A 12,822-nucleotide genomic window follows, 5' to 3' on the forward strand; every position below is an offset into this window, starting at 1 on the left:
TCACCATCACCTTTCTCCAATCATACTTTCATATAAGACTATATATTAGAGAGAAAAGTCGGATAATTCAAGCAGCAATTTAAATAAGGGTACACATTATATGATTTTTGATGTATTATTGTTTTTAAAATTCAGAAAAGTAGAGGTGCAAAGGGATGAAGGTAGCTAAGTTTGGAGGCAGTTCCCTCTGTAATGCGGCACAGGTCAAAAAGATTGCCGATATAATGAAAAGTGACAGCGAACGCCGCATTGCGGTCGTTTCCGCCCCCGGCAAAAGAAGCACTGGCGACACGAAGGTGACGGATATGCTGATTGCCCTACATGCCAACCACACTGCCGGCCTGCCGGTCGAGGAGATCATCACGGATATCATAGGGAGATTTGCCGCAATGGTCGATGAACTTGGACTGGAACACCAACTGCTGGAAAATTATGAAGGTATATTGCGCTCACATCTGGCGGATATCAACGAGAAGAAACGCCTGCTCGACGCCCTGAAGTCATGCGGCGAGGATTTTAATGCGCAACTGGTCAGCGCGTATTTGAATAAAATAGGCGTCGATGCCACTTACATGTGCCCTGGTGAAGCGGGGATACTGGTAACGGATGAACCTTCCAATGCACTGCTCCTTCCTGAATCCTACGCCAGACTGGAAAAGTTGAAGGACGCCGGCCAAGTCGTGGTAATCCCCGGATTCTTTGGATATTCAAAAAGCGGTCAGATCGTTACTTTCCCAAGAGGAGGATCGGATATTACAGGAGCCATTGTGGCACGTGCGGTTAATGCATCACTCTACGAAAACTTTACGGATGTCAGCTTCATCTATTCGGCCGATCCGTCCCGCATCAGCTCGCCGCATAAAATCGAGGAGATCACCTATCGCGAAATGCGTGAGCTGTCATATGCCGGTTTCGGCGTATTCCACGATGAAGCACTGGAACCTGTCTATAAACAGAATATCCCCATCATGATACGCAATACGAACGCCCCGGAGATAGAGGGGACGAAGATTGTAGCCGAACGGGAGTATATACCCCGCATGCCGGTCATCGGCATCAGCTGCGATGAGGGCTTCACATCGCTCACAATGAATAAATACCTAATGAACCGGGAAGTCGGCTTTACAAGACGGCTGCTGCAGATCATGGAGGACCATGACCTCTCCTATGAACATATCCCTTCGGGTATAGATAATCTATCCATCATACTCAGATCAAAGCAGTTCGAAGGCAATGATAAATTGGCGGCGGTCATCGCTGATATCGAAGATACGCTTGAAACCGAGTCGATACATGTCGAAAACGACCTTGTACTGATCATCATAGTCGGAGAAGGAATGAAACATCACATCGGCATCGCTACGAAGACAACGGTCGCCCTTAGTGAAAATGACATCAACATCAGTATGATCAACCAGGGGGCTTCAGAGATCAGCATGATGTTCGCCGTGGCCCAAAAAGATGCCCAGAGGGCGCTTCACGCAATCTACTATAATTATTTTGATGAATCCTGAAAATCAGGCTACAATAGATGGACACCTGCCCCTCACCATATACTAGAAGGAGACGGGTTCGGAAAAAGCATGGGAGGCCCGCAATGATATTCAGAAAAAGGATCGAACATATAAGAAGATACCGGGAGATTGCCCTGGCCTTCTCCAAAAGTGGTTTCGGATTTATCGTAGAAGAGTTGGGGCTTGATGAGGTTCTGTCCCTGCCGAAGAAAATGCTGCTCAAAAAGGATGGCACACACATCGAAAAGACGCGCGGAGAACGCATACGCCTCTTTTTGGAAGAAATGGGCCCCACCTTCATCAAAGTAGGCCAGATTGCAAGCACCAGGCCTGACCTTCTGCCGGAAGATATCATCGAGGAACTATCGAAGCTGCAGAGCGACGTACCTTCTTTTCCATACGATGAAGCAAAAGAGATCATCGAACACTCTTTGGGAGCTGAGATGGATGATATCTTTTTGGAGTTTGAACAGGAAGCAATCGGGTCCGCCTCCATAGGCCAGGTCCACAAGGCCAGGCTTGTAACCGGGGAAGCTGTTGCAGTTAAGGTGCAGCGCCCGAATATCGAGAAAATCATCCGCAACGACTTGGAAATTCTGCAACAATTGGCATTGATAGCAGAATCCCGTATGGAATGGGCCCGCCAATATCAGCTGGTGGACATGATGAAGGAGTTCTCGAAATCCATCATAAATGAACTCGACTACACCATCGAAGGGCGTAATGCAGATAAGATCGGCAAACAGTTCAAAGATGACGAGGTCGTCCATATTCCAGAAGTCTACTGGGATGTCACGACGAAAGATGTGCTCGTGATGGAGTTTATAGAAGGCATTCAAATTGGAGACCTCGATTCACTGGCGGCTGAGGGGTATTCAAACGAAGTGCTTGCAGAGCGTCTCACACACGCAATTTTTCATCAGATCCTGATTGAAGGATTCTTCCATGGCGACCCACACCCTGGGAACATCACCGTAATGGACGGCGGCGTCATCGGATTCCTCGACTTCGGCATGGTGGGCAAGATGACGCGTGAGATGAAGTCGATCTACGGCTCGCTGCTCATCGCCATGATGAAAAAAGATGCAGACGGCGTCGTCCGCGCCATAACACGGATGGGGGTCGTTCCGGACGAGGTCAATATGAAGATCCTCAAAAAAGATGCCGAACTGCTCCGCGACAAGTATTACGATGTTCCGCTCAGCCGCATGGACCTCGGTGAAGCTGTACAGGACATCTTCCATATAGCGAACGAGCACCATATCAAACTGCCGACAGATTTCACGATGCTCGGCAAGACCATTCTGACGCTTGAGAGCATCGTCCGCGAACTTGACCCGGACTTCAGCATCGTCGATGTAGCAGAACCTTTCGGCAGGCAGCTCCTGAGGGAGCGGTACAACCCTAAAAATGCTGCAGATCATGCGTGGCGCAGCTGGATCGAATTCAGCGATGACCTAAAGGATGTTTCCGGTAATGTCCACGAATTCTCCAAAGGATTGAAAGGTCGCAGTGTCCCTGTAGAACTGCAGGTGAAGCGGAGCGAGGCGTTCATGAAGCGTCTCGACCGGATAGGCAACCGATTGACGTTCAGTATCGTCCTACTGTCCTTCAGCATCATCATGGTCGGCCTCATCATCAGTTCCGCATTGACCGACCAAGCCACCGTCCTCTTCAATATTCCGGCTATAGAAATCGGTTCTGTGGTAGCTCTACTGATGTTCATCGGCATGATCTATTCCATATTCCGTTCGGGAAGATTTTAGAAAAAGCCCTGGAGGTCTGTAGTGTAGTGACCCAGGGCTTTTTCATATCATATATAGAACATGTAGTCGTCGATTTCATCGTCATCGTGGTTCACCATATCCGAAAGCGTAGTGTGGTCGAGCACGTCACGAAGGGCGTCCCGTATCCTGCCCCACAGATAGCGTTCCGTATCGGTGTCCTTATCATCACCTTCAACCGCAACGATATTCTCTTCCAGTGTCCTGAAGATCTTCCCGACAGTGATCTCATCCGGCGCATGGTTCAATTCATAGCCGCCATAGGCGCCCCGTGTACTTTTGACGAGTTCTGCACGTTTTAAGTTCGTGACAATCTGTTCAAGGTATAGGTCGCTGATCCCCGCTCGTCGGCAATGGATTTGACGCTACGCTTATGCTCACCGTAGCTTCTGGCTAAAGCCAGCATAAAATAGAGACCATATCTCCCGCGTGTAGAAATTTTCATAAAGCACCTCATAGTTTAAGTTCATATTTATATCGGTTATAGTAGTATTAAATATATCATAACTCTGAAACAGGTGAAAATATGTCAACTCAGCCTCTGAGCTTTAGAATGCGACCAAAAACGATAGATGAAGTCCTCGGCCAGACCCACCTTGTCGGTGAAGGCAGCATCATCCGCCGGATGGTGACGGCTAAACGCCTTACATCAATGATCCTCTATGGCCCACCAGGCATCGGCAAGACCAGCATCGCGAGCGCAATTGCAGGTTCGACAAGTTACAAATTCCGTACCTTGAATGCTGTCACCAATACGAAGAAGGATATGCAGATGGTGGCCGATGAAGGGAAGATGAGCGGTAGCGTCATCCTCCTTCTTGATGAGATACACCGTCTGGATAAAGCTAAGCAGGACTTTCTGCTGCCGCATCTGGAAAATGGCAACATCATACTGATCGGCGCCACTACTTCCAACCCCTACCACGCCATCAATCCAGCCATCAGGAGCCGATGCCAGATTTTCGAATTGCACCTGCTCGATCCGGAAGATGTGGAGGTGGCACTTAACCGTGCGCTTTCGGATACTGGCCGAGGCCTTGGGGATATGTCCATAAATATCAGCGGTGAAGCCCTCGAATATCTGTCCGTCACAAGCCAGGGTGACGTCAGAAGTGCGTTGAATGCTTTGGAACTGGCAGCACTCAGTTCCGACAAAGACGCAAGTGGTGCCGTCAATATTTCATTGGATGACGCACGTGCCTGCATGCAGAAGTCCGACTTGCTCTATGACAAAGACGGCGATCAGCACTACGATGTGATGAGTGCCTTCCAAAAATCAATCCGCGGCAGTGATGTTGATGCTTCGCTGCATTACCTGGCCCGTCTGATAGAAGCAGGCGACCTTGTCACCATCGTCAGACGCCTCCTTGTCATCAGCTATGAGGACGTGGGGCTTGCGAACCCACAACTTGCTTCAAGAACCCTGGACGCCATCCATTCAGCGGAACGCCTCGGGTTTCCGGAAGCGCGGATACCCTTGTCCCAGGCCGTCATAGAACTTGCCCTATCACCGAAATCGAACAGCGCAATTAAAAGCATCGATGCCGCCCTATCGGATATCAGAAAGAAAAAGACAGGTAGTGTGCCGAAGCACTTGAAGGACGCGCACTATAAAAGTGCAGAAAAACTCGGCAACGGTGTCAGCTATAAATATCCGCATAACTACCCGAATCACGTCGTCAGGCAGCAATACTTGCCGGATCCTCTGAAAAGTGCAGCATACTATCAGAAATCAGATGTATCCAAATACGAGAAACAGCTCGCCGAAGTATATGATAAGCTCAAAAAGATATAAAAAAATAAGCACCGAATTTTACAATTCGGTACTTATTTGGAATATCCGAGCTTAAGCCGTGTGTTATTGTTGATTATTTTGGCCTGCTAATTGCAGGTGGGTGCCCAGTTTCCTACTCCAAACGTCCTGTCAGACAGGCATGTTTTTCATAGGAAAACCTATCAAGCTCCCGTTTATAAAAGTGTTAGGTCAAAATATAATTCAACACATCACGAACTTCTCAGATATTCCTCTTGAATACATAATAGCACATGCCTCGAAAAAAGAAAAGGAAAATGAATACGTTTTCTCTGTTTGGCCTTCTCCAACCGACCGGCAGGCTGAAAATGACCTTTGCCTTACCTATCCAGGAACCGGCCACTCACGTAGCAATACCGGCAGGCTCTAGCCTGCCGGTATTTTCCTATTCTTCTGTGTTTACAGAGATATGCAGCTCATCTAATTGTCTTGGATCGACATGTGAAGGTGCATTCATCATCAGGTCACCGGCACTTGCCGTCTTAGGGAAGGCGATGACGTCACGAATGTTGTCTGTACCCGCCAGTAGCATCACGAACCGGTCCAGACCATATGCGATTCCACCGTGCGGAGGTGCGCCGTATTTGAACGCTTCAAGAAGGAAGCCGAACTGCTCATCGCGTTCCTCTTCGGTGAAACCGAGTGCTTTGAACATCTTCTTCTGAAGTTCGGCATCATGGATGCGGATCGAACCACCGCCGAGTTCATAGCCATTCAATACGATGTCATAGGCATTCGCCTTCACATCTTCCGGATGATCCTCCAATTTGTCTATATCCTCTTGCCTTGGCGAAGTGAACGGATGGTGGGCCGCGAAATAACGGTCTTCCTCGTCATCATATTCAAGCAACGGCCAGTCGGTCACCCATACGAAATTAAACTGATCCGCCGGTATCAGCTCCAGATCCCGGGCAAGCTTGTTACGCAAGTTGCCGAGTGCGGCGTTGACGACTTTTGCAGAGTCCGCCACGAATAGGATAAGGTCATTGTCGACCAGGGAAAGCGTGCTTGAGAGTTCCGACTGCTCCCCTTCATCGAAGAACTTGGCAACCGGACCATTCAAGGCGCCCTCATTCACCTTCAGCCAAGCCAATCCTTTAGCGCCATAATTTTTGACGAACGCTTCGAGCTTGTCGATGTCTTTCCTCGAAAACTTATCGGCCGCATCCTTCACGACAATCGCTTTGACAAGTCCGCCGTTATCGACTGCAGAACGGAATACTTTAAATTCGGATTTGCTGCTGAATGCGCTCAAGTCATTCAACTTCATGCCGAATCGTGTATCTGGTTTATCCACACCGTATTCAGCCATCGCCTCATTGTAGGTCATCCTCGGGAATGGCAGTGTGATATCCATACCCTTAACATCCTTCATGACGTGGGCAATCATTCTCTCATTCAGATCCATGATCTGCTCCTGGTCCATGAATGAAGTTTCAATATCAATCTGTGTAAATTCCGGTTGGCGGTCGGCCCTCAAATCTTCGTCGCGGAAACATTTGACGATCTGATAGTAGCGTTCCATGCCGGACAGCATAAGAAGCTGCTTATAGATCTGTGGGGATTGGGGCAATGCATAGAATTCCCCTTCGTGGATCCTGGAAGGCACCAATAGTCGCGCGCGCCCTCTGGCGTAGACTTGGAGAGTACCGGCGTCTCGATGTCGATGAAATCCTCATTGTCCAGGAAATTCCTGACACTGCGGTTCAATGAGTGTCTGAGCTTCAATATGCTCTGCAGCTTCGGCTTCCGTAATTCCAGGTATCTGTATTTCAACCTGAGGTCCTCGTTCGTCGTATCATCGGTGATCTGGAATGGCGGTGTCTCTGATTTTGACAGCACTTCCACTTCATCTGCAAACACTTCGATACGCCCTGTCGGGATATTGTCGTTCCATTGTGACTCATCTCGCTCATGCACTTTGCCGGAAACGGCGATGACATATTCCGTACGGATGCGGTCGGCAATATTCAATGCCGACTCGGATACTTCCGGGTTGAAGACCACTTGAATCACACCTTTACGGTCCCTCAGATCGATGAATATCAGACCGCCCAAATCGCGTCTTTTCTGTACCCATCCTTTTAGGTTCACCCGTTCTCCAGTCATCTTTTCTGTGATTTCCGCTGTATGTCTCCTCATGATTCTACCTCCTCGATTAGTTCAGCAAGTGCTTTTATGTCATCAAGTTTGACTTGCTTCGTGCTGCCGTCCGCCATATTCTTCAGCTCGGCTACATTCGTCTCCCTTTCTTCTTCGCCTATTACGATGGTATGCTTGGCGCCTTTACGGTCGGCATCCTTCATCTGGGCCTTCAACTTCCTGTTCTTATAATCCATATCCGAACTGATGCCTTCAGCGCGCAGCTGATGGATGAGCCGGCTTGCTGCGGTTCTTGATGCACCATCCAGCGTGCAGATGTAGAGGTCGATACCTTGGGGCTTTGGAATTTCAATGCCTTCAGCCTCCAATGCCATAATCAGACGCTCGATGCTGAGCGCAAAACCGATACCCGTTTCAGTCGGACCGTCCAGCAATTCCAGCAGACCATTATAGCGCCCTCCGCCACATAGTGTGGTGATTGCGCCAAATCCTTCTGCATCGCTCATCAGCTCAAATGCCGTGTGCGTATAATAATCGAGGCCCCTGACCAGGTTATAGTCGATTTCATAGCCGATGCCGAGTGCATCGAGGTTGCGCTTGACCTGTTCGAAATATTCCTTTGATTCTTCATTCAAGTAATCGTAGATTCTTGGCGCCTGTTTAACGAGTGGGTGGTCACGATCCTTCTTGCAGTCAAGGATGCGCATCGGGTTCGTATCGATCCGGGATTGGCAATCTGAACAGAACTCCCCGATGGATGGTTTGAAGTGTGCCACCAATGCTTCATTATAGGCGGAACGACTGTCCTGGTCACCGATCGAATTGATGTAGAGCTTCAGATTCGAAAGGCCGAAAGACTTGTAGATCTGCATCAGCATGCTGATGACTTCCACATCGATAAGCGGGTCTTCTACGCCGATCGCTTCTATACCGAACTGCACAAATTGGCGGTAGCGCCCCTTCTGCTTCCTTTCATAGCGGAACATCGGCGCAAGGTAATAGACCTTGACGGGCTGATTCACATCATGCTGCATCTTGTTTTCTATATAGCTTCTGACGACAGGTGCGGTCCCTTCAGGCTTCAAAGTCATGCTGCGGTCGCCCTTGTCCTGGAAAGTATACATTTCCTTATTGACGATATCAGTGGAGCCACCGACTCCTCTGACGAACAGCTCAGTCGATTCAAAAACCGGTGTGCGGATTTCGCTGTAGTTGTAATCCTGCGCGATCTGATGGAGACGTGCTTCGATGAACTGCCATTTATAGGTGTCTTTAGGAAGGATATCCTGCGTACCTCTAGGTATTTGTATCATTATAAACCACTCCATTTCCGAAAATTAAAAAAAGCCCCTTATATCCAATTGGATATAAGGGGCGATTACTCGCGTTGCCACCCTGATTCAGCCGATAAAAGGCCCTCTGGCATATTAACGGCTGCCACCGCCCGGCGCACGGGGTTCTACCAAAGTGTCGGTTCATGGATACGGATGATGAGTCTGTTTTCAGCCTCGACAGACCTCTCTGGACATCACCCTATCCCCCTCTTTGGATCAAAGAACAGTTTTTCATTTATATAGTATATTAATATTATGGCTTAAAGCCGATGAAGTCAAGCATTCATTTCAAGTACTCTACGATTCCGTCGGTAAGGCCCTGCACCATCAGTTCCTGATAATGCGAAGTCAGAAGGATGCGATCATCCAATTCATTGCTCAAATAGCCAAGTTCAACAAGGACCGCGGGATAATCCAGTTGCCATGTCACCTGATAGTTCATGCTGTGGACCCCGCGGTTCCTGAAATAGGAGCGGGTATCCAGTGCATTGTTCAGCGTTTCGGCAAATTTCTTTTGATGTGGATACGTATAATATGTGGTGAATCCGGTGACGCTCGGATCATCCATGGCATCGCTGTGCAGGCTGATGAACAGGTCGCCTTCAACTTTCCTGGCATCAAGCGACGCGAAGGTGTCCTGCTCCCTTGTGAGCAGCACTTCTGCACCGTGCCTTTCCAGTTCTTCCTTCAACTGCCCAGCCAGTCTGTAGACGATTTCATCCTCTGTAATGCCCGAGGCACTCGTCGCCCCCGGATCTTTGCCACCATGGCCCGGGTCGAGCACTATAGTCGTGCCTGAAATATCATATTCACGCGGCTGCAGGTCAATTGGCGCCTCGTTGCCTGAAGCCTTGAACAGGTGACCGGTTGCGGCGGTGATGAAGACTATCAGGGAAGCGGCCAACAGAAAAGCCACAGGAATCATATAGACATGTTTTTTGTACTTGATGAAAAAGGTGACTGCACCAAATGTGTTGACGAGAAGCCTTTTCATCCATTCCATCACAATATTTTTCCATTTTCCGCTTCATACATGAAGGTGATCGGCCCTTCGTTGTTGATCTGTACATTCATCATTTCACCAAAGAACCCTTCTTTCACCGTCAGGCCCTGGTCCTTCAGATGGGAATTGAAGACGTCATAGAGATGTTTGGCCTGCTCCTTGCCGGCTGAATCGGTAAAGCTTGGACGGTTACCTTTTTTCACATCGGCGTAGAGCGTAAATTGGGAGATGCTGAGGATTTCCCCATCCACATCTTTGATGGAGAGGTTAATCTTCCCATCCCTATCTTCAAAATTCCGGCTGGCGGCAATCTTCTCAGCGAGTTTCCTCGCATCCGCCTCCGTCGAATCTTTGGAGACGCCGACCAGCAGGCAATATCCTTTTTTGATTTCATTGTAAAATTCATTGCTTATCACTGTCGCACTCGACACCCTCTGCAATAAGACCCTCATTAATTCCACCTCATTTAAATACCCGTTCTACACTGTAGATGTCAGGCAGCTGTTTAATCTTGTCGACGATCCGATACAAGTCTGTGACATTATGGACCATCACCGACAAACTTATTTTGGCATGATTATCGATATCAGCCCGTCCGTTCACCCGGGTGATCGGGAATTTCGTACCGGCAATCATATTGAGCACTTCGTTGACGAGCCCCTGCCTGTCATACCCTGTTATTTCCAGGTCAGCCTGATATTTACGGTCCTTATCCTTATTCTTCACCCACTCCACATCTATGAGCCGTTCGGTCTCATTTCTGATGTTCGGACAGCTTGTTACGTGGACCTTCACACCATGACCTTTCGTGATGAAACCGATTATCTCATCGCCCGGTATAGGGTTACAGCATTTGGAGAGGTTGATGAGCATATTATCCATGCCTTGTACATAGACGCCGGACTCCGTTGAAATCTCCTTATAGTGATGGGTCCTGTCGATCTCTTCCACCACATTCGATTTCTCTTCAGTGACTTTGAATTTCTCCATCAATCTGTTTGTCACCTGCTGGGCTGTTATGCCACCAAAGCCGACCATCGCAAACAGATCATCCTCACTATTTAAGTTATAGCGTTCAAGGACAGGTTCCATATGTTGAGGCTTCAAGATATTATCAGGTTTGTATTCGCGGTTCTTTATTTCATGCTCGACCGCAAAACGTCCTTTTTCTATATTGCTCGCCCTATCCTGCTTTTTGAAGAAGGCGCGTATCTTATTTTTGGAGCTTGATGATTTGACGAGCTTCAGCCAGTCCAGGCTCGGACCGTAGGATTGCTTGCTGGTCCTTATTTCGACGATCTCACCCGTCGATAACTCATAGTCGATCGGGACGATCTTGCCGTTCACTTTCGCCCCGATCATCTTGTTGCCCACTTCTGTATGGACCTGGTAGGCAAAATCGATTGGGATTGCCCCTTTCGGCAGCTCGACCACGTCTCCATTCGGTGTGAAGACATACACTTTATCGCTTAGCAGGTCCGTCTTCAATGCTTCCATGAATTCTTCTGCATCCGGTGAAGATGTCTCCTGGTCTATAAGATCCTGGAACCAGTGGAGGCGCTTGTCGCGTGAAGGTTCTTCCTTGAGTTCCTTCCCTTCCTTGTAAGCCCAATGGGCTGCCACCCCGTGTTCCGCTATATCATGCATCTCATATGTCCGGATTCTGGATTTCCAGAGGATCTCCGTTCGGACCGACTACTGTGGTGTGGAGGGACTGATACATGTTCGGTTTGGGCATGGCGATATAATCCTTGAAGCGGCCTGGCATTGGTTTCCATATCGTGTGGATGACACCGAGCACCGCATAACAGTCCTTAATGTTATCCACCAGCACCCGGATGGCAAGCAGATCGAATATCTGGTCAAACTGCTTATGGTCCTTCTTCATTTTTCTGTAGATGCTGTATATATGTTTCGGCCGTCCTGATAATTGTCCTTTTATTTTTGTATTGGCCATCTCTTCCTCGATGCGTTCCATCGCATCATTGATGACCACTTCACGCTCACTGCGTCGTTTTTTCATCAAGCTCACAATCTTGAAATACTGCTGTGGCTCTATATATCTGAGCGCGATATCCTCAAGCTCCCACTTGATGCTTGAAATACCGAGCCTGTGCGCAAGCGGCGCATAGATTTCAAGCGTTTCCTGTGAAGTCCTTATCTGCTTGGCTTCAGGCATTGCTTTTAGCGTCCTCATATTATGCAGCCGGTCTGCGAGCTTCACGAGGATGACGCGGATATCCTTGGCGATGGCGATAAAGAGCTTTCTATGGTTCTCCGCCTGCTCTTCTTGCTTGGACTTGTATTTGACCTTTTCAAGTTTCGTTACACCGTCCACTATCACTGCAACTTCTTCGTTGAACATACCCACAAGATCTTCAAAAGTATAGGGTGTATCTTCCACAACGTCATGGAGGAATCCCGCGATGATGGTGGGACCGTCAAGCTTCAGCTCTGCGAGGATCCCCGCAACTTGTACCGGGTGCAGTATGTAAGGCTCTCCGCTTTTCCTGTATTGTCCTTCGTGCGCTTCATGTGCAAGTTTATACGCCTTCTCTATCATGCCCATGTCCTTCTCATTCATATAGGCGCTGCACATTTGTATCACCTGATCCGCACTATAGGGATATTCCTTGTTCATGTCCTCACCGCTTCCCATTACACTGATTAGAATCATCATACTATAAAATCCATTTCAAATAAATGAATGTAGAAAAAAAGCCTGTTTTCACAGACTTTATGGCGTGCTATTGTGCATAAGTGATCAGAGAGAGTGTGTCATACCCCTCAAGACGCTTCTTGCCTTCCAGATATTCAAGCTCTATAAGGAAGGCAATGCCGACGACGATGCCCCCGAGCTTCTCAACCAGATGGATCGCCCCTTCAATCGTCCCACCGGTAGCGAGAAGATCATCGGTGATGAGTACGCGCTGTCCGGGAGAGATTGCGTCCCTGTGCATAGTCAGGATGTTCGAGCCGTATTCCAGATCATATTCATACTTGATGACTTCCCTCGGCAGCTTCCCTTCTTTTCTGACAGGAGCAAATCCGATGCCCATGCTGTATGCCACAGGACACCCGATGATGAATCCCCGTGCTTCTGGACCGACGATGATATCCACTTGTTTTTCCTTGGCATATTCGACAATCTGGTCTGTTGCATAGCCATATGCCTTGCCATCGTCCATTATAGTCGTGATGTCTTTGAAACTGACGCCTTTTTTAGGCCAATCCTGTACTTCTGAAACATATTTTTTTAAATCCATTTTTT

Annotated in this window: 7 protein-coding genes, 1 other RNA gene and 3 pseudogenes; 3 read left to right on the forward strand and 8 right to left on the reverse strand. The window is 48.5% G+C overall.

From position 1 onward, the window contains the following. The first annotated feature begins 155 nt into the window (after positions 1-155). Positions 156-1,514 (forward strand): aspartate kinase, encoded by a 1,359-nt coding sequence (locus ACYF68_RS09040; protein ID WP_461046465.1) that lies wholly within the window; start codon positions 156-158, stop codon positions 1,512-1,514. Positions 1,515-1,597: 83 nt separating this feature from the next. Then, on the forward strand, positions 1,598-3,280 hold the full coding sequence (locus ACYF68_RS09045; RefSeq protein ID WP_461046467.1) for an ABC1 kinase family protein: 1,683 nt from the start codon (positions 1,598-1,600) through the stop codon (positions 3,278-3,280). A 47-nt stretch (positions 3,281-3,327) separates the two neighbouring features. Here the strand turns inward: ACYF68_RS09045 and ACYF68_RS09050 are convergent. Next, positions 3,328-3,743, reverse strand: a pseudogene (locus ACYF68_RS09050) (RrF2 family transcriptional regulator). 81 nt (positions 3,744-3,824) lie between these two features. On the opposite strand from ACYF68_RS09050, the gene ACYF68_RS09055 reads away from it, so the two are divergent. Further along, positions 3,825-5,093 (forward strand): replication-associated recombination protein A, encoded by a 1,269-nt coding sequence (locus tag ACYF68_RS09055; RefSeq protein WP_461046469.1) that lies wholly within the window; start codon positions 3,825-3,827, stop codon positions 5,091-5,093. Between the two features lie 38 nt (positions 5,094-5,131). Here the strand turns inward: ACYF68_RS09055 and ssrS are convergent. From ssrS to ACYF68_RS09090, 7 genes and pseudogenes are all read right to left on the reverse strand, one after another. Continuing rightward, positions 5,132-5,323, reverse strand: a non-coding RNA gene (gene ssrS, locus ACYF68_RS09060) — 6S RNA. A 173-nt stretch (positions 5,324-5,496) separates the two neighbouring features. Further along, positions 5,497-7,253 (reverse strand): annotated as a pseudogene (gene aspS / locus ACYF68_RS09065) (aspartate--tRNA ligase). Beyond that, a complete protein-coding gene (gene hisS / locus ACYF68_RS09070; protein ID WP_344700975.1) occupies positions 7,250-8,527 on the reverse strand; it encodes a histidine--tRNA ligase in 1,278 nt (425 codons plus the stop codon). Before hisS ends, aspS begins: the two are co-directional and overlap by 4 nt. Before the next feature lie 304 nt (positions 8,528-8,831). Continuing rightward, complete coding sequence (locus tag ACYF68_RS09075; protein ID WP_344700976.1) at positions 8,832-9,551, reverse strand: N-acetylmuramoyl-L-alanine amidase family protein; 720 nt, start codon at positions 9,549-9,551, stop codon at positions 8,832-8,834. Beyond that, positions 9,551-10,003 (reverse strand): D-aminoacyl-tRNA deacylase, encoded by a 453-nt coding sequence (dtd, locus tag ACYF68_RS09080; RefSeq protein ID WP_344700977.1) that lies wholly within the window; start codon positions 10,001-10,003, stop codon positions 9,551-9,553. The genes ACYF68_RS09075 and dtd overlap by 1 nt, the downstream gene beginning before the upstream one ends. Positions 10,004-10,013: 10 nt before the next feature. Then, a pseudogene (locus ACYF68_RS09085) lies at positions 10,014-12,192 on the reverse strand (RelA/SpoT family protein). Positions 12,193-12,298: 106 nt separating this feature from the next. Then, on the reverse strand, positions 12,299-12,817 hold the full coding sequence (locus ACYF68_RS09090; RefSeq protein ID WP_461046472.1) for an adenine phosphoribosyltransferase: 519 nt from the start codon (positions 12,815-12,817) through the stop codon (positions 12,299-12,301). Positions 12,818-12,822: the final 5 nt, after the last annotated feature.

This window comes from Salinicoccus sp. CNSTN-B1 (assembly GCF_054792835.1).

Bases quoted from the DNA above. Each gene is read 5' to 3' on its own strand.
- ACYF68_RS09090 (WP_461046472.1), bottom strand. From the start codon at position 12,817: ATGGATTTAAAAAAATATGTTTCAGAAGTACAGGATTGGCCTAAAAAA.
- ACYF68_RS09075 (WP_344700976.1), bottom strand. From the start codon at position 9,551: ATGGAATGGATGAAAAGGCTTCTCGTCAACACATTTGGTGCAGTCACC.
- ACYF68_RS09055 (WP_461046469.1), top strand. From the start codon at position 3,825: ATGTCAACTCAGCCTCTGAGCTTTAGAATGCGACCAAAAACGATAGAT.
- dtd (WP_344700977.1), bottom strand. From the start codon at position 10,003: ATGAGGGTCTTATTGCAGAGGGTGTCGAGTGCGACAGTGATAAGCAAT.
- hisS (WP_344700975.1), bottom strand. From the start codon at position 8,527: ATGATACAAATACCTAGAGGTACGCAGGATATCCTTCCTAAAGACACC.
- ACYF68_RS09040 (WP_461046465.1), top strand. From the start codon at position 156: ATGAAGGTAGCTAAGTTTGGAGGCAGTTCCCTCTGTAATGCGGCACAG.
- ACYF68_RS09045 (WP_461046467.1), top strand. From the start codon at position 1,598: ATGATATTCAGAAAAAGGATCGAACATATAAGAAGATACCGGGAGATT.